This window comes from Parabacteroides sp. CT06 (assembly GCF_002257605.1).
Lineage (GTDB): Bacteria > Bacteroidota > Bacteroidia > Bacteroidales > Tannerellaceae > Parabacteroides > Parabacteroides distasonis.
Genome location: NZ_CP022754.1, coordinates 635253 through 658766 on the forward strand (window position 1 = coordinate 635253; position 23514 = coordinate 658766).

19 protein-coding genes, 3 tRNA genes and 1 pseudogene are annotated in these 23514 nt (G+C 40.9%); 15 read left to right on the top strand and 8 right to left on the bottom strand.

Annotation, left to right across the window (positions count from 1 at the left end; all coding sequences use genetic code 11):
- Positions 1 to 11 precede the first annotated feature (11 nt).
- From CI960_RS02655 to CI960_RS02665, 3 genes are all read right to left on the bottom strand, one after another.
- Entirely contained in the window at positions 12 to 1394 is a 1383-nt protein-coding gene (locus tag CI960_RS02655; RefSeq protein ID WP_005858713.1) for a Gfo/Idh/MocA family oxidoreductase, read from the bottom strand.
- An 18-nt stretch (positions 1395 to 1412) separates the two neighbouring features.
- A complete protein-coding gene (locus CI960_RS02660) occupies positions 1413 to 2987 on the bottom strand; it encodes an SUMF1/EgtB/PvdO family nonheme iron enzyme (protein ID WP_005858711.1) in 1575 nt (524 codons plus the stop codon).
- Between the two features lie 203 nt (positions 2988 to 3190).
- Positions 3191 to 3263 (bottom strand) — tRNA-Trp (locus CI960_RS02665).
- Between the two features lie 136 nt (positions 3264 to 3399).
- Here CI960_RS02665 and CI960_RS02670 point away from each other — a divergent pair.
- Complete coding sequence (locus tag CI960_RS02670; RefSeq protein ID WP_005858709.1) at positions 3400 to 4005, top strand: RNA polymerase sigma-70 factor; 606 nt, start codon at positions 3400 to 3402, stop codon at positions 4003 to 4005.
- A 5-nt stretch (positions 4006 to 4010) separates the two neighbouring features.
- On the opposite strand, the gene CI960_RS02675 is transcribed toward CI960_RS02670, so the two are convergent.
- Both CI960_RS02675 and CI960_RS02680 read right to left on the bottom strand, forming a co-directional pair.
- A complete protein-coding gene (locus tag CI960_RS02675) occupies positions 4011 to 4685 on the bottom strand; it encodes an HAD family hydrolase (protein WP_005858707.1) in 675 nt (224 codons plus the stop codon).
- A gap of 66 nt (positions 4686 to 4751) precedes the next feature.
- Positions 4752 to 4825, bottom strand: a tRNA-Pro gene (locus tag CI960_RS02680).
- A gap of 199 nt (positions 4826 to 5024) precedes the next feature.
- On the opposite strand from CI960_RS02680, the gene CI960_RS02685 reads away from it, so the two are divergent.
- Positions 5025 to 5097: transfer RNA gene (locus CI960_RS02685), tRNA-Phe, on the top strand.
- Between the two features lie 44 nt (positions 5098 to 5141).
- On the opposite strand, the gene CI960_RS02690 is transcribed toward CI960_RS02685, so the two are convergent.
- On the bottom strand, positions 5142 to 6014 hold the full coding sequence (locus tag CI960_RS02690; protein ID WP_005858422.1) for a DMT family transporter: 873 nt from the start codon (positions 6012 to 6014) through the stop codon (positions 5142 to 5144).
- A gap of 163 nt (positions 6015 to 6177) precedes the next feature.
- On the opposite strand from CI960_RS02690, the pseudogene CI960_RS02695 reads away from it, so the two are divergent.
- The 7 genes and pseudogenes from CI960_RS02695 (at position 6178) to CI960_RS02725 (ending at position 10901) form a co-directional block, all read left to right on the top strand.
- Positions 6178 to 6650, top strand: a pseudogene (locus CI960_RS02695) (Lrp/AsnC family transcriptional regulator).
- A 100-nt stretch (positions 6651 to 6750) separates the two neighbouring features.
- Entirely contained in the window at positions 6751 to 7557 is an 807-nt protein-coding gene (locus CI960_RS02700) for a helix-turn-helix domain-containing protein (RefSeq protein ID WP_094582198.1), read from the top strand.
- Between the two features lie 98 nt (positions 7558 to 7655).
- Complete coding sequence (locus CI960_RS02705) at positions 7656 to 8018, top strand: VOC family protein (RefSeq protein WP_005858428.1); 363 nt, start codon at positions 7656 to 7658, stop codon at positions 8016 to 8018.
- Between the two features lie 35 nt (positions 8019 to 8053).
- Positions 8054 to 8788: a bifunctional 2-polyprenyl-6-hydroxyphenol methylase/3-demethylubiquinol 3-O-methyltransferase UbiG gene (locus tag CI960_RS02710; RefSeq protein WP_094582200.1), complete on the top strand. Its 735-nt coding sequence runs from the start codon at positions 8054 to 8056 to the stop codon at positions 8786 to 8788.
- A gap of 79 nt (positions 8789 to 8867) precedes the next feature.
- Positions 8868 to 9542, top strand: coding sequence for a 7-cyano-7-deazaguanine synthase QueC (queC, locus tag CI960_RS02715; RefSeq protein WP_005858432.1), 675 nt, complete (start codon positions 8868 to 8870; stop codon positions 9540 to 9542).
- A gap of 9 nt (positions 9543 to 9551) precedes the next feature.
- Entirely contained in the window at positions 9552 to 10016 is a 465-nt protein-coding gene (queF, locus tag CI960_RS02720) for a preQ(1) synthase (RefSeq protein WP_005868655.1), read from the top strand.
- An 87-nt stretch (positions 10017 to 10103) separates the two neighbouring features.
- Positions 10104 to 10901: a DUF1080 domain-containing protein gene (locus CI960_RS02725; protein ID WP_008772537.1), complete on the top strand. Its 798-nt coding sequence runs from the start codon at positions 10104 to 10106 to the stop codon at positions 10899 to 10901.
- Positions 10902 to 11146: 245 nt separating this feature from the next.
- On the opposite strand, the gene CI960_RS02730 is transcribed toward CI960_RS02725, so the two are convergent.
- A complete protein-coding gene (locus CI960_RS02730; protein ID WP_094582202.1) occupies positions 11147 to 11911 on the bottom strand; it encodes a TIGR03915 family putative DNA repair protein in 765 nt (254 codons plus the stop codon).
- A 26-nt stretch (positions 11912 to 11937) separates the two neighbouring features.
- Positions 11938 to 13197 (bottom strand): putative DNA modification/repair radical SAM protein, encoded by a 1260-nt coding sequence (locus tag CI960_RS02735; protein WP_005868650.1) that lies wholly within the window; start codon positions 13195 to 13197, stop codon positions 11938 to 11940.
- 268 nt (positions 13198 to 13465) lie between these two features.
- On the opposite strand from CI960_RS02735, the gene CI960_RS02740 reads away from it, so the two are divergent.
- From CI960_RS02740 to CI960_RS02765, 6 genes are all read left to right on the top strand, one after another.
- Positions 13466 to 14062: an RNA polymerase sigma factor gene (locus CI960_RS02740; protein WP_094582204.1), complete on the top strand. Its 597-nt coding sequence runs from the start codon at positions 13466 to 13468 to the stop codon at positions 14060 to 14062.
- Positions 14063 to 14297: 235 nt separating this feature from the next.
- Entirely contained in the window at positions 14298 to 15143 is an 846-nt protein-coding gene (locus CI960_RS02745; RefSeq protein WP_094582206.1) for a FecR family protein, read from the top strand.
- A 249-nt stretch (positions 15144 to 15392) separates the two neighbouring features.
- Positions 15393 to 18698 carry a TonB-dependent receptor gene (locus CI960_RS02750; RefSeq protein ID WP_094582208.1) on the top strand — a complete coding sequence of 1102 codons (3306 nt, stop codon included), beginning with the start codon at positions 15393 to 15395 and terminating at the stop codon, positions 18696 to 18698.
- Positions 18699 to 18716: 18 nt separating this feature from the next.
- Positions 18717 to 20201 carry a RagB/SusD family nutrient uptake outer membrane protein gene (locus CI960_RS02755; protein ID WP_094582210.1) on the top strand — a complete coding sequence of 495 codons (1485 nt, stop codon included), beginning with the start codon at positions 18717 to 18719 and terminating at the stop codon, positions 20199 to 20201.
- Positions 20202 to 20252: 51 nt separating this feature from the next.
- A complete protein-coding gene (locus tag CI960_RS02760; RefSeq protein ID WP_094582212.1) occupies positions 20253 to 21800 on the top strand; it encodes a sulfatase in 1548 nt (515 codons plus the stop codon).
- A gap of 219 nt (positions 21801 to 22019) precedes the next feature.
- A complete protein-coding gene (locus CI960_RS02765; protein ID WP_227211361.1) occupies positions 22020 to 23492 on the top strand; it encodes a sulfatase in 1473 nt (490 codons plus the stop codon).
- Positions 23493 to 23514: the final 22 nt, after the last annotated feature.

A 23514-nucleotide genomic window follows, 5' to 3' on the forward strand; every position in this document is an offset into this window, starting at 1 on the left:
AACAGTCTGGATTATTTCTTGTCGATTGGTTTACCCGGAACAGGAACGACGAAGCCGCTCATATCCATCTTTCCTAAGTTCAAATCTTTCGGAGTGTAATCCAATGCTGAGGCAGTCATGGCATCCCAAGTGGTCTCGGCACCCGTGTAAGCGGACTCACGACCCATGATTGCGGCCATATTGGAGATAGCAGTCTCAGAAGCTTGCTCGATTTGTTTACCACCACGGATGCAGTTGATCCAGTTTACATGCTCTAATGTATACGGGTCAGTTTGCTTGAAGTTCGCTTTTTCGGCCTCACTATCATATTTCCAGATAACGTTTCCTGCCAAATCCTTGATCTCCATCGTGTCACTGCTCCATGATCCCTTGGTTCCTTGGATGAATTCGCTTACATTATTTGCACAACCATCTATCTGGCGGCACATACTATGCATATGGATACCATTTTCCATTGTGAAATCAACGCTGAAGTTATCATATTGGTCGCCAGTGATACGACGGTGGCGAGAACCGAAACCTACAGCCTTGACTGGTTTCAATCCGCTGAACCAAGTGAATACATCTATATTATGTACGTGTTGCTCTACGATATGGTCGCCGGAAAGCCATTTCCAGTTTACCCAGTCTTTGATCATATATTCGCAATCGTTCCATCCCGGTTGACGATCCCGATACCAAAGCATATTCTGATTCCAGTAAACCGTACCGCCCGTGATCTCACCGATCAATCCTTCCATGATCTTCTTGTAAGACTCGACATAACTGCGTTGGTGATGGCGTTGAGTACCGGTTACGACACATAAGTTCTTTGCCGCAGCTTGTTTTGCGGTAGCCATAATGGTACGGTAACCAACCGGATCAACACAGATAGGTTTCTCTAAGAAGGAATGTTTGCCCTTTTCTGTGGCGTATTGGAAATGAACTGGACGGAATACGGGAGGAGTGGCGACGATCACTACATCTACACCGCTATCAATCACTTGTTTGTATGCATCCAAGCCGACGAAACGTTTATCAGCCGGTACATCAATTCCTTTCTCATCTTTTAATTTCTTTGCCAAATCATCGACACGTTCTTGGAACGTATCGCCTAAAGCCACGATCGTAACGCCGTTCGCAGCGTTCAAGAAGTTAAAAGCGGCTCCGGAACCACGTCCGCCACAACCGATTACACCAGCTTTTAGTTCTTTTCCATCAGTCGCCAGATCTGGTAATTCGGGCACGTAATAAGTACCGGGTTCTTTCAAAGGCTTTATTGCGTTCGCACTTTCACCTCCACCACAAGAAGTTAATACACCAACTGTACTACCTGTTCCAATTGCTCCAAGCGCACCCGCTAGGGCTGAACTTTTCAGAAATGATCTTCTGCTAATGCTGTTCTCTTTTTTCATGATATTATTTTTTAGACACTATTTATTAGGTTCACATACAACACGGAAACCGATTCCTCTGATATCGGAGTACCACCAGATACTCTTCGGTTGTTGCGGATCGGTTTTTAACCAAGCTTCATGTTTGGTATAATCACGGGAAGCGCAGCGAAGATCTGCCGCATCGGAGGTGTAATTACCGCCTCTCACTACCCACTCAGTACCTTCGGTAACCAATGGATCTGTGGCGCTACTTCCGCTTTTAGCGTAAGCTTCAGGATCATACTTGTCGGCACAATATTCCATTACATTACCCAACATATTCTTTAAACCAAAGGGATTGGCTTTTACTAAATCCGGTTCTTGCGTCTTGTTTTTGCTGTTCTTGCTATAAATCACATAAGAACCTATACTATCAGTCTTTGCGTCGAAAAATTTACGCCAGAAGCCTTGATCGGAGAAATCTTTTGGATTGCCCGTAAAGAAATAAGGCGTTTCCGTGCCGCCACGTGCCGCATATTCCCATTCCGCCTCGGTCGGTAAACGATAAGTCTTTCCTGTTTTCTTGGATAACCATTGGCAGAAAGTCTCGGCCGCATAATGAGTCATTGTAATAGCCGGGCGATCTCCACCACCCCAGCCTTGATCCGGAAAACCGAACGGAGGTGTAGGACCGGAGATGGCATCGACATTCGGATTACTGTTATTTGCGTATACGGTCTCTGGAGGGGTACGGCCCTCACTCATCGTATTCCCATAGAAAGCCCAGTATTGATCCCAAGTCACCTCGACCTCAGCCATGAAAAACGGACTGACAGTTACGTTGTGTACAGGCGACTCATCTGCTTTATGAAATGCCTCTTTTTCCTCACTACCCATTTTGAATGAACCTCCGGGGATAGCAATCATCTTGAATGAGACCATTGTTCCGGGAATTTGTTCTACATAGTCGGTGAAAGAGGTAACTGTAGTTGGTTCCTTAAAAAACAAACTGGTATCCGAAGATGCCCCGGATGTATTTTGTCCTGGTATACCAACCATCTTGGAGTGATTGTAGTTCGGATTGTAATGTCCTGCATCCAAATGGCAACTAATACATTGTAGATCTAGCTTTTTCTCATTCTCATCATAATATAAATGTGCCGTTACACCATCATCGGTAATTCCTTCGGGGAATAAGTTCTGATGGCACTCCTTACAAGATTCATTGGGGATATATTTAACGGCGTGTTCCAACTCGGACTTAGTTTCCCAATTGAAATCCGCGCTGTCTTTAGTCAAGTATGACCAAACATCTTTCATACCCAATTTAGCCTTTGCGCTATAATGTTTCCAAGTATTTGTTTGGGGTGGGAGGTGACAAGCTACGCAATGTGTCTTAACGCCACTTCCATTATTTACATGCTTGGAAAGTTTCCAACTGTTTTCTACGTGAGGATGCACGTGGCACATCATACAAGATTCATCTGTCGAGAAATATACAGATGTTTTATAAAGGGCGATCATAATCCCAGCTCCCAAAAATAATCCGAGGCACAGGATAAACGCCTTACTTTTGAAAAAATACTTTTTCCTCTCAGACGAGTATCGATTTGAAAATTTGTTAGTTGTCATCTGTTTCTATGGTATACGATTTACACTAAGTCTCAATTAGATTTAAAATCGGCAATAAAAGTAGTATATTCCTTTATATATTGAAAGAAAAAATAGTCTCTTTAACGAAAAATGTTGTCTTATTTACGCTTTTTTATCGCAATGGGAAGAGAAGGAGAATAATAAAAAAGCGGCAACACATATTCATAGTGTTGCCGCTCATGCACGGAAGGAGAGGCTCGAACTCCCGACACCTGGTTTTGGAGACCAGTGCTCTACCGACTGAGCTACTTCCGTATTGCGGGTGCAAAAGTAGTTTAATAATTTGAATATGCAAGTAAAATATGAGAAAAAATAGTCTGCTTTTTAAAAAAGGCATTTAGATTATATTTAGTATGTTTGCCAAATCAAAGAAAAAGGAGTGGGAGTTTTTGTGCGAGATATCAAAGGGTTGCTTGAATCTGTGTCGGTAGATAACAGGGGAGCTTTCGAACGTTTTTATAATTTATATTATGATCAGGTTTTTCGCTTCGCTTATTATTGTTTAGGCGAGAAGGAGGCATGCCGTGAAGTTGTGACAGATGTTTTTTTCTCGGTCTGGCAATCCCGGAAACGATTAAAGGATATTGATAATATAGATACCTATTTATATATTTCCGTACGTAACGAGTCTTTTCGTTTTCAAGCAAGGAATAAAGACTTGAATAGGGTTTCTTTAAATGAGTTGTTGCCATTAATGGAAGAGGAAGATGAGGGTTCTCCGGAGGAGCATTTGGAGTTAAAAGAGATGAGAGAGATGCTTGATAAAGCGATTGACGAACTTCCTGAGAAATGCCGTCTTGTGTTTTTGATGTCTCGTGAGGAGGGATTGAAAACGAAGGAGATCGCGGAAATATTATCGGTTCAAGAGAGTACGGTTCGTGTACAGATGAAGATCGCTATAGAAAAATTGGTAGCCCGGTTGAAGCCGAGCTTTCCAAATATTTCATTCTCTTTATTGCTGATGTTTATTTTTAATGTGATTTATAGATCTGCTTAAGCTTTCTATATGGGGATATTCCCTGTTAGAAGGAAAGATGATAGTTCTTTTATATCAGTAACGATTTTGTTTGCTCCGGCATTCGCTAGTTCTTCTTCATCCCCGTAGCCGTAAAGGACTCCTATTGAATCTATGTTATTCGCTTTGGCCCCTTCTATATCATATTTACGATCACCGATCATGACTACGTCAGACCGTGTTTTTATATCGGTGCTGTCTAATACATATTGTATTACATCCGCTTTTTCGGAACGGCTTCCGTCGAATGTGCTTCCTCCAACAAATGTAAAATAAGATTCTAAGTGGAAATATTCTAGAATTTGTTGAGCGAAGGGCTGCGGTTTTGAGGTGGCTAAGTAGATTTTCATTTCGTTTTCGGTAAGCAAACGGAGTAATTCATCAGTACCTTGATACAGGGTATTCTCGAAAATACCTTGTTTTGAAAAATATTCCCGGTATTTAGCAATGGCTACATCTGCTTGCTCATCTGTAAACTGATAGAAGTCCTTAAAGGATGTTTTTAATGGTGGCCCGATGAAAGGGCATAAAGATCGTAAATCTTCTACTTCTATATTGAAATAGGAGAGGGCGTACTTTACAGAACTGGTAATACCAATCATAGGATCGGTTAATGTACCGTCCAGATCGAACAATATATGTTGATACCTTTTGTTATTCATTAGATATTAATAGGATTGAAAAAAGAAAGGCAAGATCTCTTTCAAGATTCTTGCCTTTTTGATGAGTCGGGATGAGAAGACTCGAACTTCCGACCTCCACGTCCCGAACGTGGCGCGCTAGCCAACTGTGCTACATCCCGTTTTTTTGTATCGTTGTCTCGATTACGGGTGCAAAGGTACACATTGTTTTTGAACCTGCAAGAGAAAAGTGGATTTTTTTGCAGGAAAAATAGATAATTTACTGTCCTGTGAATTTTTCTTTCAAAACATTTGCTGGATTAAAAATAATACCTACCTTTGCACCCGTAATCGAAACAACGATATACAAAACGACATGATGGTGCCATAGCTCAGTTGGTAGAGCAAAGGACTGAAAATCCTTGTGTCCCCGGTTCGATTCCTGGTGGCACCACTGAAAATCAAAGGGTTACTCATATGAGTAACCCTTCTTTATTTTTACCTCTCTGCGATATAAACTCCACTAATAATGGCTAAAGCGCCAATACCAGAAGCTATCGTAATAGTTTCTGATAGAAAAATCGCAGAAGTTATCAAGGTGACCAGAGGGACAATGTAAATATAATTGGCTGTTTTTGATGCTCCGAGGGCTCTGACTGCCGTATTCCACATGATATAACAAAGCATTGAGGCGATGACACCCAGAAATAATATATTTAAATATACGACTGGCAGTTTCAATAACTCTAGTTTGATATTTAAAGGGTAGATCGCAAAATAGAAGAAAAGAGAAAGTATCCCATAGAAAAATACTTTGCGTGTAATAAACAAGGTGGGATAAGAACGACTCAAACGCTTTAGGATAAGGCAGTAAAAAGCCCACATCGTAGCGGCAACTAAAGTGAGAAAATCACCAAGTGGATTTACTTTTAAAAGAACACTGCCGTTGAAAACAACTAATCCGACTCCAAATAAGGCAACTAAAGATCCATATAACAGTCCTTTCCTAAGAGATTCTTTATAAAATAGGTGAGACAATACCGTTGTAATGATCGGTGCTGTACAAATCAATAATGAAACGTTGGAAGCCAATGTGATGCCCAGTGCCGTATTCTCCGCTATGAAGTATAGGGAACCACCACATAATCCAGACAAGAACAATAAGAATTCATCTTTTACGCAATTAGCCCACAACCGTCGATGCGCTATAGTCAAAATACAAAAATACGCAAGCACGAAACGGTATAACAATATCTCAACCGGTGATAATCCTGTATTAATCAGTATTTTTGTGGAGACAAACGTTGTTCCCCATATAATGACTGTCAATATGGCGATACTATGATACAGAAGATCTTTACTTTTAAACATAATTGTGTTAGAATTAGATTTTTATTTGCTGCAAAGTTATTTAAAGAAGATTGTTTTCCTATACGTCAAGCTTAAATACGATAATTTTCCTATTTTTGTCCTGTTTTGCATTCTATAATTCTAATTCGGGGATATTAAATCAAATAAAACAGGAAAAAAAACTATGGCACTACTTGATGAGACAGATATTGAAATTCTTCATTCTTTGCAAAAGGACGCGAAGATCAATGCAAAAGAGCTTTCTGAGAAACTTCATATCTCTAAGACTCCTATTTACGAACGAATCAAACGTTTAGAAAACGAAGGATATATAAAAGGATATGTGGCATTGGTCGACAATAAAAAATAGGATTACCCTTGATCATTTTCTGTAATGTATCTTTAGCTGTACACGATGATGAGCATATCGAACGCTTCAAAGAAGAAATACGGAATATCGATGAAATAATGGAATGTTACTCGACGGGAGGTATTTATGATTTCTTTGTCAAAGTGGTTCTTAAGGATTTAGATGCCTATAATCAATTTGTGTTCGAGAAATTAACCAAGGTTCATGGCATCGTGAAGATGCAAAGCTCTTTTGTGCTTAATGAAATCAAGCATACTACAGTTTTGAATATACCCCAAAATAGTTGATTGAAGCGTAATGTCGCAGTATTATATAAAATGTCTCTTTTTTACTATAGAATTGATTAGGGCTTATTTACCTTTGCCCCGATAAATTAAATTCTATAAGATGCAGTCATTTAAAATAATAAAGCCTATTCATATATTAACTCCTTATGTAAGATATTATTGGATACTGGAAGATGGCGCGGATGTTTCTGTATCTGAACGGACTTTACCAACGGGCTGCATACAATTAGTATTTCATAGGGGTAAAAGGCTTTTATTAGTAGGAAAAAAAGAATCGCAGCCTCAAGCGTTCATCTGTGGGCAATGCCTCAACTTTTCAGATGTGATGTCAGCCGGAAAGATTGAAATGATCACGGTTGTTTTTCAGCCGTATGCGGCAAGAGCCATCCTTCAACTTCCCCTTAAGTTCTTTTATGGAGAACTTATAGCGGTGGATGCTATAGAAGATTTGGAATTATCAATATTATCCAGAAAAGTGATAGAGGCTGATGATCATGAAACTTGCATCCGCTTGATCGAGCAGTTTTTGATTCACCGTCTTTATAGGTTTGAAGGCTATGAATATAACTTAAAGCGAATATCCGCAGTCCTCCATCAAATAAATGAACAAGCGAAAACTAATATTTCTGAGTTATCTGAAACCGCATGCCTAAGTTCTAAACAGTTCAACCGCATTTTCTTAGATTATGTAGGAGCTACGCCCAAAGAGTTTCTTCGTGTCGTTAGGATGCAACGGGCTTTATTTAAGGTACAACAGAATCCATCCATTTCATTCGCTCAACTAGCTTATGAATGTGGGTTTTCAGATCAGTCACATATGATAAAAGAGTTTAAGCTGTTTTCCGGCTATACACCCACAGAGTATCTTTCCTTATGCGCTCCTTATTCTGATTATTTCTCGGAGTGATCAAGATGTCCTTTTTCTTCTATCCTATAGATACGATACGCTCTACTTTTGTGATGTCTTCGCGAGGACATTAACAGTAACTATAAAAAGAAAACAAAATGAACAATTTAATTGCTTTTTTCGAGATTCCAACTGTAGACTTTTATCGAGCGATCAATTTCTATGAAACTATTTTGGGGTTAAAACTATCGGTTTTCGAGTGTGAGACAGAGAAGATGGCTTGTTTTATCGAGCAAGGAGAAGTGGTTGGGGCTTTGTTCTACGCTCCTAGTTATCAACCTTCGCCGGATGGTATCTTAATCCATTTTAATAGCCAAGATATCGAGGACACTTTATCTAAAGTATTGGATAAAGGGGGTAAAATTATTATACCCAAGACAAAGATTGAAGCGGAAAATAAAGGATACTTCGCCGTTTTAGAAGATAGCGAAGGAAATCATGTCGGTATCTACGAAAAATAAGTATCTTCGGCCAAGATATCCCTACAATATATAATATGAAAGAAAATAAGTATGATGATGAACGCTTTTTCAGTCAATACAGTCAGATGTCTCGCTCTGTACAAGGGCTGAGAGGAGCAGGAGAATGGCATGAGCTAAAGAAGATGTTGCCTGATTTTAACGGAAAGCGTGTATTGGATTTAGGGTGTGGTTTTGGCTGGCATTGTCGATATGCCATAGAGCGAGGGGCGACCTTCGCTTTAGGCATTGACCTTTCCGGGAAGATGTTAGACAAGGCACGGGAGATAAATTCCTCCCCGTTGATCGAATATAAAAGAATAGCAATCGAGGATTTTGATTTTGCTCCAAATTCTTTTGACATCGTGATCAGCTCCTTGACATTCCATTATCTCGAGTCGTTCGATACGGTTTGTACAGAGGTATATAAATGTTTAACGGAAGAGGGTGTCTTTGTCTTCTCTGTGGAACATCCCGTTTTTACTGCTTATGGCAATCAAGATTGGATTTACGATTCGGAGGGGAAACCTGCGCATTGGCCGGTGGATCATTATTTTCAAGAGGGAGTCCGGCATGCTCGTTTTTTGGGAGAGGATGTAACCAAATATCATAAGACACTTACGACTTACGTGAACGGGTTGATCAAGGCGGGTTTCTGTATCACCCATCTGGTGGAGCCTCAACCGGACGAATCGATGCTGGATACGGTTCCCGGGATGCGAGACGAACTTCGCCGTCCGATGATGTTGCTTATCGCCGCTCGAAAGAATTAAAAAAAAAAGCGTATCTTTGTGGCTGAAAAGATGTCTTTTCCGTGTGCTTGCTAAACCACGTATTAAAAACAAGAAAGATATGAAACAACAAGATGCCGCTTTGGTATGCTTCTCGGGTGGACAAGATTCCACAACTTGCCTTTTCTGGGCGAAGAAGCATTTTTCACGTGTAGAGGCCGTATGCTTCACATACGGACAGAAACATTCCTTGGAAATAGAGGTCGCTCGAAAGATCGCTGCGGATGCGGACGTACCTTTTCAGTTATTGGACGTATCGCTTATCAGCCAGTTAGATCCCAATTGCTCGCTTACGAATGCGAGCATAGAGATGGATCAAGAGAAGCCGGAGGATAGCTATCCGAATACGTTTGTGCCCGGCCGTAATATGGTATTCCTTACTTTCGCCGCTATCTTAGCCCGTGGTAAGGGGATTTATCATTTGGTAACGGGTGTCTCCGAGGCTGATTATAGTGGTTATCCGGATTGCCGGGATACGTTCGTGCGTTCTCTTAACGTAACATTAAATCTGGCGATGGATGAGCAATTCGTAATTCATACCCCACTTATGGACCGGGATAAGAGCGAAGTCTGGGAATTGTCGGACGAGCTGGGCGTCTTTGATCTAGTACGTACGCAGACGCTGACTTGCTATAACGGTGTTATGGCTGAGGGATGTGGGCATTGTCCGGCTTGCAAACTTCGTAAGGACGGATTGGAGAAATATCTGAAAAGGAAAGAAGAGAATCAAAAGTAAATGAAAGAAATGGACGAGAGAAAACAAGAAGGAGAGTTGCATTTATTAGGTGGCTCTACCGTATATAAACAGGATTACGCTCCGGAGGTATTGGAGGCTTTTACGAACAAGCATCAAGGAAATGATTATTGGGTACGGTTTAATTGCCCGGAATTCACCAGTCTCTGCCCGATTACCGGACAACCGGATTTCGCTACGATTCATATCGATTATATCCCCGACGTGAAAATGGTAGAGAGCAAGAGCTTGAAGCTTTACTTATTCAGCTTCCGCAACCATGGGGCGTTTCATGAGGATTGCGTGAATATTATCATGAAGGACTTGATAAAATTAATGGATCCGAAATATATCGAAGTTACTGGTATATTCACACCGAGAGGCGGTATAAGTATTTATCCGTATTGCAATTACGGTCGTCCGAACACCAAGTTTGAGCAGTTGGCCGAGAAAAGATTATTTGATCATAATCAATAAGATTTCTGACAAATCGTTATCAGTCTCGGCAAAAAACGGTATATTTGCAGCAAGAAATGTTAACTAACTAATAAATCATTTTAGACCATGAACAAAAGATTGCTTACAGTTGCGGCTTTCGCTTTAGCGGGTTGCGTTACCGTTGTCGCTCAAGACAAGAAAAAAGAGTTCAAGATGCCTACAGGTTATGCGGGTATCACGCATGAGATGTCCGAGTTTTACGAACCTGTTCCGCCGGTAGTCACTCCGGGTACAGATTTAAAAGGTGGAGGTTTCACGGCTCCTTCCGACGCTATCGTTTTGTTTGACGGCAAGGATCTTTCCGCTTGGGAGAGCGTAAAAGGTGGTGCGGCCGAATGGGATGTACATGATGGCGTTTTTACCGTAAACAAGAAGAAAGGTGATATCCAGACCAAACAGAAATTCAACGATTTCCAGATGCACATCGAGTGGCAGGTCCCGACGAATATCACTGGAGAGAGCCAGTCGAGAGGTAACAGCGGTATTTTCCTGCAAGGGATGTATGAGGTTCAAGTGTTAGACTGCTACAATAACCCGACTTACGTGAACGGCCAGACGGGTAGTATCTACAAACAATCCATTCCTTTGGCCAACGCCATGCGTAAACCGGGCGAATGGAACGTGTACGATATCATTTATACCGCCCCCACTTTCAAGGAAGATGGTTCTTATCGCACGCATCCAACCGTAACGGTTATCCAGAACGGCGTGGTTTTGCAGAACCATACGACGATATTGGGTACGACAGAGTGGATCGGTTTCCCACAAGTGAAGAAACATGGCGCAGGCCCTATCATCCTACAGAGCCATGGCGATCCTAGCGAGCCGATCAGCTTCCGTAATATCTGGATTCGTGAGCTATAAGAGAAACGTGTTGATTGTAATAAGAAGGGATGGACTTGATATTAAGCTCATCCCTTTTTCGTTAAATAACAGGCTGGTTTTATATGAGAGAAACATTTTTTTCTATAGCACGAAATTTTAGTTTTCCTTAGATGAAACAAAAGTTTTCCAATGGAGAAACTCTAGTTTCCTGCTGAAAAAACTTTAGTTTTTCGATAATGAAATTAACAAAAACTGTAATTGGCTGATTAATAGCAATTATACTATTATCTCTTCTCCGGCATATATTTCCAAAAACGAGCCGGCATATGTTGGCGATGAAGCCGTGGGTTTAAACGCTCCTTGATAGCGATAGACTTAAAATACTCTTTCCACATACTTTGAAAAAGTTTCTCATCCTTATCCATGATATCCTCACTGAGCAATCCGGTCAATAAGTGTGAATCTTTCTCTTCGAAACGGACTTCTATCGTATCGTTAAGATCATAATAATATCCATACTCTCTTTTTAAGTCGTAAATGAGCCATTGCTGATCAGCGAAACGGTCTTGCGCATAAGGTAATACCAAAGGTAATACGTTATATATAGGTGCGATGGCGGCAAAGTAAGTTCCATCCGCCGCTTTTTGGAAACGAAAGAATTGCATCACTCGCAAGCGTTCGTTGTTTACTTTCTTCCAGATCTTGGCCGTTTCCAATATGTCCGGGTCACCAAGATTGAACTCAATCGTAGCTGGAGCATCGATCGCTTTGCGGATATATCTGAATAACAACAGGTCTACTTCCGGTAATTCCGACAACCAAGTTACCGTCAACCCGGAAAGAGAAGACTTGGAGATTTTCTTCTCAAGCCCTTTCCATACCCGTTCTGCTTTCCGGTCGTCCGTATAAATCCGGATCGCCTCGTCATAGAACAATGGAAATGGCTCGCCCTCGGCTAATAACAAATCCGGAAAAGTCCGGCGGGAATAGGCATCGAATACGGCGGTAAGCAATCCCTCAAAAGTCTTGTCGTAAACAAATATAATCATTATCAATCCTTCTTATAAAACAGGCGTTAATCTATAAAAGGCAGTATAAGCTGCCGATCGTCTACTTTCTTTCCGCTCTTTCTCGTCAATAGTTGCCGGACGGTTTCAGGGCTGACCTCATTCACGGTCTGCGTCGGGAGTTCCCGGCAAGTAATAAAATAGCTAGCCTTTTTCATGACCACTCCTATTTTCTTCAACTGCTCTGAACCGAGATTAGCGTAACGCCGGGAAACGATTATGATCTTTGCCGATTTCACGCCAATTCCCGGAACCCGAAGAAGCATCTCGTAATCCGCTTTATTGATATCTACCGGGAAGACTTCCGGATGCCGCAGGGCCCAAGCCAACTTCGGGTCCACGTCTAGATCCAGATCCGGATATGCGTCATTGACAATCTCATCTACCTTGAATTGATAAAAACGCAATAACCAATCCGCTTGATATAAACGATTCTCACGGACCAGCGGAGGCGTGGTAAGTGCCGGAAGACGGTTATCATACGCATTTACCGGAATGAATCCCGAATAGTAAACACGCTTCATCGTAGGTCTCTGATATAAGGCCGATGATAGACGAAGTATATCCTTGTCGGTATCCGCCGTAGCGCCAACGATCATCTGCGTGCTTTGCCCGGCGGGAGCGAATCGTGGGGCATACCGGAAACGCTTGCGTTCCTCGGCGCTTTGTAATACACCTTGTTGGATATAACGCATAGGGGCAAATACGCTTTTAAAATCCTTTTCCGGAGCTAGAGTCCGCAAGCTCGCCTCATTCGGGATCTCTATATTCACGCTTAAACGATCGGCGTAAAGCCCAGCCTCATTTACCAATTCTTGGCTGGCTCCGGGGATACTCTTCATATGTATGTATCCATTGAAGTGATGTACGAGGCGCAAATCCTTGATGGCTCTCACCAACCGTTCCATCGTGTAATCCGGGTTTCGGACCACGCCGGAGCTTAAAAACAATCCTTCAATGTAATTACGCCGGTAAAACTCGATCGTAAGATTCACCAACTCGGTAACGGAGAGTGTAGCCCTCGGCAAATCATTACTTCGCCGGTTGATGCAGTAGGCGCAATCATACATACAATAATTCGTCAGCATGATCTTTAAAAGCGAGATGCACCGTCCGTCCTCAGCGAAACTATGGCAAATGCCCCATCCCGCGGCACTTCCTATAGCCCCGCTCTTATGCGAACGGGAGGTTCCGCTGGAAGCGCAGGATACGTCATATTTTGCCGACTCGGCCAAGATTTTCAATTTCTCGAGCACTTTCTCGTCCATAATTTCACCGATATGTTTCGTACAAAGATAATGATCTCACAGAAATCAATAGTACGCTTTAAAGAGATTTAAATGTGATAAAAACCTTATATTTGTATCGTGAAAATTTTGGAAGTGCCTTACTTCGTTGAAATCGCCAGTTTTAACAGCACACAAGGCACAAGCCCTCGCTATATCTGCGGGTTGCTTGTCTACGTGTGCATAGGTCTCTGGCGATACCTTACGAAGTGTGGGCGACAACCCGCTTTTTCTCTAAGTATAAAAGGGCATGAAAGTATCTAAACAAAATATTATGAACTTGTTATCCTCTGTTTCTTCAGACGGCAGAGGGGCATTTGAGCACTTTTATAATTTGTATTACGATCAGGTATTCCGTTTTGCGTATTATTGCCTTGGAGAGAAAGAGGCTTGCAAGGAGGTCGTGTCCGACGTGTTCTTTTCCATTTGGAAATCAAAAGCACGCTTAAAAGAGATAGACAATATAGATACTTACTTGTATATAACGGTACGCAACGAAGCGCTTCGTCATATTTCAAGAAGCAATAGTGTCAATAAAATCCAGATGGATCAGTTATGCTCATTTGAACCAGAGGAAGAAGCTACTCCTGAGGGTATGTTGGAATCGCAAGAAATGCGGGAACTTCTTAATCTAGCAATTGATGAGCTTCCCGAAAAATGTCGCCTAATATTCTTGATGATCCGTGAGGAAGGATTAAGTACCAAGGAGGTCGCTAAAATCCTATCCATCCAAGAGAGTACGGTCCGAGTGCAAATGAAGATTGCGGTGGAGAAGTTAATAAAACGGTTGAAATCGGATTTTCCTGATATTTCGTTTGTTTTCATATTAATATCCATTTTCCAATAAAATCAAATTAGCCAATGAAGTATATATTCCAAAGCACTTGAAGTATATATCCTATAGCACTTAAAGTATATATTCTACACAGAAGGGAGTAATACTAGGTGAAAATGACTTTCTACACGACAATTATTTGGATGTTTTATGCATCTAGGACATATTTCAAACATTTTAAAAAAAATGTCTTTCTCTTTAAACGAATTTCACCGATCCTTACTCCTTATTATAAGAAAGACGAAATATGGAGACAAGAAAAGAGATCATAAAGCAAATGGGTGACGAAATGAGGGAAGATATCTTCCTTGAGGTCAACAACCGTATCGAACGCAGCTTGCGCAGAAGGTTTTGGTTGAGAATATCTGCGGTCGCCGCCTCCGTCACGCTTTTGTTCGGCATCTCCAATTATATCTCTTTCCATGAAGGTTACAAGAAACTGAACAGCCAAATGATAGAGATGGTGAATCCGATGGGAATGCGATCCTCCGTAGTCCTGTCTGACGGCACGAAAGTGATCCTCAATGCCGGTACAACATTGAGTTATCCGGCAGCTTTCGTCTCCGGGCAGAGGGAGGTAAAGGTGAACGGTGAGGCATTCTTCGAGGTATCGCACGACAAGGAGCATCCCTTTATCGTTAGCGCTGAAAATGTTAAGGTGAAAGTATTAGGAACGAAGTTTAATGTGAAGGCCTATGATGACGATGATAATATAGAGGTGACTTTAGCGGAAGGGAAAGTCGGTGTCGGACTTGACACTAAAAATCTCATCCAGATAATGCCGGGACAGCAAATAAAATATATGAAAGCCTCACATCGCTTTATCAAGAGAGAGGTGAGATTACAAAGTTATACGGCGTGGGTTTGTGGTAAATTCTATTTCACCAATTATCCACTAGAGAAAATCGCTAAGCAACTGGAAAGGAGCTTTAACGTGAGAATCCAGATACTCGGGGATGACTTGAGAAAGGCTGCTTTCACCGGTGATTTCGTACGAGGAGAGAACATAGACCAAATACTCCGAGTCATGACCGCTAATCGACCTATAAGATATGAGATAGAAGGGGATCAAATTACGATCTCGAAAAAATAAATCCAATGAGTTTAAACTTTAAATCGATATGCCTATGAAATAGAAAAAAGAGAATGGAGAAAGATGCGAAACGGAAAATGCTACCAACATCTTCCGTTTCTAAAGACTCAAGTCTGAATTATCGCAACACAATTACAAACTTTAAATCATTGCAAAAGTATGAAATTAATTTCACACACAAGGCATTATATGCCTAATGTTAACCTAAAAAAAACATATAACATCATGAGACTATCTGTTGTACTATGTATGCTCAGCTTATTTTGCGCATCCGCGAAAACGGGTTACTCTCAAGTAGCGGAAATATCATTGAATCTGCACAATGTTACTATCTCGGAGGCGCTTGAAGAGATCAAACATCAAAGTGAATACTCCTTCTGGTACAAGAATGATGAGATTAATCTCAATGAGAAAATCTCTGTGAAGGCAGATAGACAAAGCATCAACCAAATATTGCATGGTATTCTTGATAAACAAGGCTTGTCTTATACGATTGATGATAAACATATCATAATCTACAAGAAAAATGAACGGCCTCGGATGAACCAGCAGGATGGTAAGATCACAGGTATCATTACCGATCAAGCGAACATACCTATCATTGGCGCTAATGTCGTCGTAAAAGGTTCCTCTACGGGTAGCATATCCGATATGGACGGACGTTTCAGTTTAGACGCATCGGAAAAGGATATACTTTTGATATCCTATATTGGCTATATGACCAAAGAGGTGAAAATTGGCAAACAACATTCCCTTAAAATCCAACTAACAGAGGATACCCAAAATATTGATGAGGTTGTTGTCATTGGCTACGGTTCTGTGAAGAAGAGTGATTTGACTGGTTCTGTATCCTCTGTTAAAACAGCGGAATTACAGCAAACGCCCATGACTTCTATCGATCAAGGCTTGGTAGGGCGTGCCTCTGGTGTGCAAGTAATACAAACCTCTGGTATGCCGGGAGCCGTAGCTTCTATCCGGGTACGTGGCAGTAGTTCTTTGCAAGGAGGAAACGAGCCTCTATATGTTATCGATGGTTTCCCTGTTTATAGTGGTAGTGGTTTCGGTAATACGGGGGGTAAGACACAGATGAGTGGTCTATCTACTGTAAACCCATCAGATATTGAGTCTATAGAGATCTTGAAAGATGCCGCCGCCACGGCGATCTATGGAGCACGTGCGGCAAATGGTGTCGTGTTGATTACAACGAAAAGCGGTAAAAAGGGACGGGATATTATCTCTTTTGAGGCAAGTTTTGGAATATCAAACGTATCCAAGAAGATAGATGTCATGAATGCGCAAGATTATGCGAAATTAGTGAATGAGGCTTATACAAATGATGGATTAAAACCCTATTATGATGCTACGGCTTTATCTGAGATCGCAAAGATTGGTAATGGGACGGATTGGCAAGACGAGATATTTCGTGGAGGAAGTACGCAAACATATCAATTAAGTTTTTCGGGTGGTGACGAGAAGACACAATATGCAATATCGGGCAATTACTCAGATCAGAAGGGAATTGTCATCAACTCTGATTTCAAGCGTTATTCCATACGCCTGAATTTAGATCGTAAAATATTCAAGAATTTTAGCGTGGGAACACACATGACCGCCAGCCATACAATTAGTAATTCCGTAGCGACAGACACAGGAGGAGAAGATGGTACCATTTCCGGTGCGCTAAGAATGAATCCGATACAACCTGTGTATGAGGATGAGTTAACAGGTGCGTATACTCAAGTTAATGTTCCAGGCATATTAGTTCCAAATCCAGTTGCGACCGCAAAAGAACGAAAATTCAACAATGCGACTTCTCGTTTACTTGGAGATATTTATGCGCAATGGGAGATTATCCCGGATCTTCGCTTAAAGGTTTCTCTAGGTACTGATATTATGTACCACAAAACAAACCGATATACACCGTCCACTATTTATCAAGCAAATGGAACCGCAACCGCTCAAATAGGAATAAACAAAAGTATAAATTGGCTAAATGAAAACACATTGACTTGGAATAAAACATTTGCGGAAGATCATGATTTGAATTTACTTGGAGGTTTTACGATGCAAAAAAACAATACGGAATATGTAATGGCCTCATCCTCCAATTTCGTGAATGATGTAATGGAATATAACAATTTAGGTGCCGGCTCGGTTTATAACAAACCTGAATCCAACGCCATGCAATGGAGTTTGATGTCGTATTTAGCACGTGTTAATTATACATTGAAGCATAAGTATTTATTCTCCGTGAATGCCCGTGTTGATGGTTCCTCTCGTTTTGGGGCAAACAATAAATATGGTTTCTTTCCTTCCGCGTCTGCTGGATGGCGTATATCAGAAGAAGCTTTTATGGAGCCAGTAAAAGAGACAATTTCCAACCTGAAGTTAAGAGCTAGCTATGGTTTTACAGGAAATACGGAGATTGGAGTATATGAATCTTTGGCTACGTTAGGGACAAGTAATTGGATTTTAGGCAATCAACTTGTATCTGGTTTCTTCCCCAATAAGATTCCTAATCCTGATCTGAAATGGGAACGTACCGGACAATTTGATATTGGTTTAGATCTTGGTTTATTCAATAATAGAGTACGTATTACGACAGACTATTATAAGAAAAAAACAACAGACTTACTGTATAGTGTCGCTGTTCCTGCTACATCCGGATATCAAACCATGTTGAAAAATATAGGGAGTATAGAAAATCAAGGATATGAATTATCTATAGAAAGTGATAATTTAACAGGTCCTTTTAGCTGGACAACCGCATTTAATATATCTTTTAATAGAAATAAAGTGCTTGAATTAGGAGGAGAAGACTATAAGGAGATGGCAGAAGGTGATGGACATATAAAAACGGGTTCTGTACGCCGCTTAATTGCTGGTGAACCTATAGGTGTTTTCTATGGATATCGTTTTGATGGCATTTTCCAAAATGAGGAAGAGTGTAAGCAACAAACCTCTTCAGCTTCTCCAATTGGGGTTGGTTTGCGTAGATATAAGGATTTAAATGGCGATGGGAAGGTTGATGCCGCTAATGACCGAGAAATATTAGGAGATGCTAATCCTAAATTTTTCGGAGGATTAACGAATACGTTTGCTTATAAGGGTTTTGAACTTAATGTATTCTTGCAATATTCCTATGGGAATAAGATTCTTAATTACAATGCCATGGAATTGGAGAATCCAACAGGTGGACAAAATGCTTACGCAGACATGGTAAATCGCTGGACTCCGGAGAATCCGAGTAATATCTATCCAAAGGCGACAACAAACAGAGCCATATTGGCAAGTGATCGATTTATAGAAGATGGTTCTTATTTGAAACTAAAAACTCTCTCATTGTCTTATAGTTTCCCTAAGATAAACATGAAACATATTCAAGGCCTACGTTTATATGTAACAGGACAAAACCTATTGACATGGACGAAGTACAGAGGATATGATCCGGAAGTTAGTTATAGAGGAGCCTCAACACTTGAGGCAGGCGAAGATTTCGGCGGTTATCCTCAATCTCGTACATTCATGTTTGGTGTAAAACTTGATATTAAGTAATAGTTAAATTGTATTATCATGAAAAAAGTCATAATGTTTAGTTGTATATTTATGTTCTCATTATTCAATATACAATGTTCTTTTTTGGATGAAAAACCAATAGATAGATTGGTTGTGGATAATTTCTATTCGAACCAGAAAGATGCTCAAGCGGCAGTTGATGCAACTTATCAACAGCTTCATAGTATCTATAATCGACATATGTATATGTTATGCGATCTTACATGCGATGGGATGAAAAATGGCTTGGGTATGCCTAATGCTTTTTTGCAGAATTTGGAATTCTTACGTCACACTCCGGAAAATACTTTTATTAGAGATATGTGGCAAAACAACTATATGGGTATAATGAAAGCGAATGCAGCTGTTAATAATATTCCATCAGTTACCATGAACCCTGATTTGCAAAAAAGATTTATAGCAGAGGCGAAATTCTTGCGTGCTCTTTATTATTTCAATTTAGTCCGCTTTTTTGGAGATGTTCCTTTGGTGACTCAATTAGAGACAATAGATGATGCTATGGGACCAAGAGTTGCGAAAGAACAGATCTATGAACAGATTCTATCTGATTTGACAGATGCGGAAAATGCCCTTCCTTATCCCTTAGAATATGGGACTACGGATATTGGGCGTGCGACAAAAGGTGCTGCCAAGATTTTAGCGGGAAAGGTGTATTTGACGAAAGGTGATTATTCCAAAGCGAAGGAAAAACTGGCAGAGGTTGTTGAACAAGAAGGTGCTTATGGATATGGCTTACATGTGAACTATGGTGACAATTGGAACTTGGAAACTGAAGCAGGAAAAGAAGCCGTGCTTTATATAGAATATAAACAAGATCCGTTTCCTAAAAATGATGAGATGAGTATGATTGGACCGAAATATTCTATTCCTGAACCTGTCGGTGTTAATGGATCTAATGAAGCTGATATCCCGACAATAGAATTAAATGATAAGTATAATGAAAATGACAAGCGAAAAGCAGTAAATCTAAGAACTCATTATACAAACCCGCAAAATGGGAAAGAGTTAATATCTAGTATCCCTTTATTTGGCAAGTATTGGCAAGAAGGTATAACTGCTATTAAATTCTGTGAAATCAACATGCATATCATCCGTTATTCAGATGCTTTGCTTATGTATGCTGAGGCTTTAAATGAAATCGGAGAGTCTGCGAAGGCCCACCAAGTTCTTAACCGTGTTCGAGAACGTGCATTTGGCGATTCTTCCGGTAATTATTCGGGCTTGTCCAAAGACGCATTTCGGGAGGCGATACTAAACGAGCGCTTTTTGGAATTTCCGATAGAAGGACATCGTTGGTTCGACCTCGTACGTACAGGTACATTCATAAAACGGATGAAAGAGCATAGCGCATACGAAGCGAAAGTTGCCGAAAAGAATAAGACGGATATTGCTAGTAATATAAAGGATCACATGATCCTCATGCCGATTCCTCAACGGGAATTGGATTTGAATCCTGAACTAACACAAAATCCGGGTTGGTAATAAAATGTTAATTGGAGCTGTAAAACTTACAGCTCCTCAACTTTTATCAATATGAATACAAATATCAATAATACCTTGTTATCATTGACTATCGTAAGTCAATGCCTGGCCTGCCAGCCTAAAAATCAGGAAGCAGACAATACTTCAAAAAAAACGAAGCCATTAAATGTTGTCTTTATTCTTTCGGACGATCATCGATATGACTACATGGGATTCATGCATACGATCCCTTGGCTGGAAACTCCTAATATGGATCGGATGGCCAAGGAAGGAGCGCATATCAAAAATGCATTCGTCACAACTTCTCTTTCTTCTCCCAGCCGGGCTTCTATCTTGACCGGTATGTATTCGCATAGCCATAAGGTGGTAGATAATTCCGCTCCGCTTCCGGAAGGGCTGGTATTTTTCCCTCAATATTTGCAAGAAAGCGGATATAAAACTGCTTTCTTTGGAAAATGGCACATGGGAAATGACTCGGGAGCTCCTCAGCCTGGATTTGATCATTGGGAAGGATTCAAAGGGCAGGGGGAATATTATAATCCCGGCATAAATGTAAATGGGGAATGGATACAGTATAAAGACAGCACCTATGTTACGGATCTCTTGACCGACCATGCGATCCAATTCATGAAGGAACAAAAACAAGCGGATAAACCGTTCTTTGTCTATTTGTCTCATAAGGGTGTGCACGACAATTTTTCAGCCGCAAAGCGCCATAAGGATTGTTATAAAGATAAGGAATTGGTATTGCCTCCGAACTTCAATACGCCTCATTATGGCATTAAAGAGTTGCCGACTATTGATAAGAAAACAGGAAAGGCTGCGTTTGGAAAAGAGTATTATGGAGAAAAAATGGCTCCGGATTGGGTGAAAAGTCAAAGAGAAAGTTGGCATGGGGTGGACTATTCCTACCATGGCCGTCCTTGGGATGTTCAAGTTCGCAAATATTGTGAGACCTTGCGTTCTGTGGATGAAAGTATCGGTTCTGTCTTGGATTATCTGAAAGAAGCAGGGTTAGATGATAACACGTTGGTTATTTACATGGGTGATAATGGCTTTGCGTGGGGAGAACATGGATTGATCGACAAGAGACAGTTCTACGAGGAATCTGTGCGAGTTCCTATGTTGGTTCGTTGCCCCAGTATGTTTGAGGGAGGTAAGGTGATAGAGAATATGGTACAAAATGTGGATGTCGCTCCTACGATTATGGCTTGTGCGGGTTTGGAAAAGGCTGAGCAGATGGTGGGATATTCTTTCCTGCCCTTGCTTAAGGGAGAGAAGGTGGATTGGAGAGACCATATTTTCTATGAGTATTACTGGGAATATGAATTTCCGCAGACACCAACGATGCATGGTATCCGTACTGATCGTTATAAGTATATCCGTTATCATGGGGTTTGGGATACGAATGAGTTCTATGACTTGCAAAAAGATCCGTATGAAACCACGAATTTAATTGCGGAACCTGAATATAAAGAAACTATCAAACAACTGAATGCTCAAATTTATGATTGGTTAGAATCTACAGACGGAATGAATATCCCATTGAAACGGACAGTGAAACCTCACACAGATCATAGGAATCAAGGGTATTATTGATTTGTAGAAAGTATGACTTAAGAGGGAATGCCAAAATCTATAGTTCGTTATGGAAGCGAGGATGATGACATTCCCCTTTTTATTAATAGATTTGCAAATCTTTTGAAAGTTTATTAGTTAGATGTTAGGCTATAATAAATCAATATAAATATCATGAAATACAAATACATTTTATTATCAAGCATTTGTCTATATGACTTTAGTGCTGTTCAAACAGCCATGGCACAGAATAATAGGACACCGAATATTATTTATATCATGTCTGACGATCATGCTTCGCAGGCGGTAAGTGCTTATGGTGGAATTTTATCAACGGTCTTACCTACCCCCAATATTGATCGAATAGCGCATGAGGGCGCAATATTAAGGAATTGTTTTGTGACGAACTCGATCAGTACCCCTAGTCGTGGAGCGATTATCACAGGACAATATAGCCAAAAGAATGGTGTATATACTTTGCAAGATCCATTAGATCCGGATCATCCGAATGTGGCGAAATGCTTGCAGCAAGCAGGATATCAAACCGCTATATTCGGTAAATGGCATTTGCATGCGGAACCTACAGGTTTTGATTATTACAATGTCTTGCCCGGACAGGGCCGTTATAATGACCCGATGCTTATAGAAAAAGGTACATGGGGGAATGATCCGCATGCGAATCCCCGAACGGGTAAAGTGTATAAAGGGCATTCTACCGACGTGATAGGAAGTGAGGCTATCAAATATATGGAAAATCGAGATAAGAGCAAGCCTTTCTTTATGATGTGCCATTTCAAGGCTCCTCACAGACCGTGGACACCCGCCGAGCGTTTCAAGGATTTATTGAAAGATGTAACGATCCCGGAGCCGGAGAACTTATTGGACACATATGAGGGCAAGGGAGAGTATGCGGAGTTGCTACGGATGAGCATGGAGCATTTGAGGCAGACGGATGTGAAAACAGATATACCTACGGACATGAGCCGTGATGAGTTGCGCCATTGGGCTTATCAATTGTATATTAAAGATTATTTGCGCTGTATCGCTGGTATTGATGAGAACGTAGGGCGTATCTTGAACTATTTGGATGAGCAAGGATTGGCGGAAAACACGGTTGTCATCTATACCGGAGACCAAGGATTCTTTTTGGGGGAACATGGTTGGTTTGATAAACGATTGATGTATGAGGAATGCTTGCGTATGCCGTTTGTTATCCGTTATCCGAAAGAAATCAAACCCGGCACGGATAATAAGGATATAACATTGAATATCGATTTCGCTCCTCTATTTTTGGATTATGCCGGAGTGGACAAGCCTAGCCAAATGCAGGGAGAAAGTTTCCGCTCGAATTTGAGAAATGAGACCCCAGCTAATTGGAGACAGGCTATGTATTACCGCTATTGGATGAATGCGGATAACGACCATAACGTGACAGCCAACTATGGTATCCGTACGGATCGCTATAAATTGATATTCTATTATGGAGAGTCGTTGGGAATGACCGGAACCAAGAATGAGTCCAGAACTCCCGAATGGGAATTGTATGACTTGAAAGAGGATCCAATGGAAATGAAGAACCTGTATAACGACCCATCGAAAAAGGCGTTGATTAAAGAGTTGAAGACAAAACTGTTGGAATTGAAACAACAATATGACGATGAGGATAGTAAATATCCGACTATGGCTGAGATAGCCCGGAAGTATTATTGGTGATAATTTCTGTTTTTTGTACGTT

What these genes read in the sequence shown, in the direction of transcription:
- CI960_RS02710 (WP_094582200.1), top strand. Translation starts at nt 8,054, where the DNA reads ATGAAAGAAAATAAGTATGATGATGAACGCTTTTTCAGTCAATACAGT.
- CI960_RS02660 (WP_005858711.1), bottom strand. Translation starts at nt 2,987, where the DNA reads ATGACAACTAACAAATTTTCAAATCGATACTCGTCTGAGAGGAAAAAG.
- CI960_RS02745 (WP_094582206.1), top strand. Translation starts at nt 14,298, where the DNA reads ATGGAGACAAGAAAAGAGATCATAAAGCAAATGGGTGACGAAATGAGG.
- CI960_RS02765 (WP_227211361.1), top strand. Translation starts at nt 22,020, where the DNA reads ATGGCACAGAATAATAGGACACCGAATATTATTTATATCATGTCTGAC.
- queC (WP_005858432.1), top strand. Translation starts at nt 8,868, where the DNA reads ATGAAACAACAAGATGCCGCTTTGGTATGCTTCTCGGGTGGACAAGAT.
- CI960_RS02655 (WP_005858713.1), bottom strand. Translation starts at nt 1,394, where the DNA reads ATGAAAAAAGAGAACAGCATTAGCAGAAGATCATTTCTGAAAAGTTCA.
- queF (WP_005868655.1), top strand. Translation starts at nt 9,552, where the DNA reads ATGGACGAGAGAAAACAAGAAGGAGAGTTGCATTTATTAGGTGGCTCT.
- CI960_RS02700 (WP_094582198.1), top strand. Translation starts at nt 6,751, where the DNA reads ATGCAGTCATTTAAAATAATAAAGCCTATTCATATATTAACTCCTTAT.
- CI960_RS02750 (WP_094582208.1), top strand. Translation starts at nt 15,393, where the DNA reads ATGCTCAGCTTATTTTGCGCATCCGCGAAAACGGGTTACTCTCAAGTA.
- CI960_RS02675 (WP_005858707.1), bottom strand. Translation starts at nt 4,685, where the DNA reads ATGAATAACAAAAGGTATCAACATATATTGTTCGATCTGGACGGTACA.
- CI960_RS02740 (WP_094582204.1), top strand. Translation starts at nt 13,466, where the DNA reads ATGAAAGTATCTAAACAAAATATTATGAACTTGTTATCCTCTGTTTCT.
- CI960_RS02755 (WP_094582210.1), top strand. Translation starts at nt 18,717, where the DNA reads ATGAAAAAAGTCATAATGTTTAGTTGTATATTTATGTTCTCATTATTC.
- CI960_RS02725 (WP_008772537.1), top strand. Translation starts at nt 10,104, where the DNA reads ATGAACAAAAGATTGCTTACAGTTGCGGCTTTCGCTTTAGCGGGTTGC.
- CI960_RS02690 (WP_005858422.1), bottom strand. Translation starts at nt 6,014, where the DNA reads ATGTTTAAAAGTAAAGATCTTCTGTATCATAGTATCGCCATATTGACA.
- CI960_RS02705 (WP_005858428.1), top strand. Translation starts at nt 7,656, where the DNA reads ATGAACAATTTAATTGCTTTTTTCGAGATTCCAACTGTAGACTTTTAT.
- CI960_RS02735 (WP_005868650.1), bottom strand. Translation starts at nt 13,197, where the DNA reads ATGGACGAGAAAGTGCTCGAGAAATTGAAAATCTTGGCCGAGTCGGCA.
- CI960_RS02760 (WP_094582212.1), top strand. Translation starts at nt 20,253, where the DNA reads ATGAATACAAATATCAATAATACCTTGTTATCATTGACTATCGTAAGT.
- CI960_RS02730 (WP_094582202.1), bottom strand. Translation starts at nt 11,911, where the DNA reads ATGATTATATTTGTTTACGACAAGACTTTTGAGGGATTGCTTACCGCC.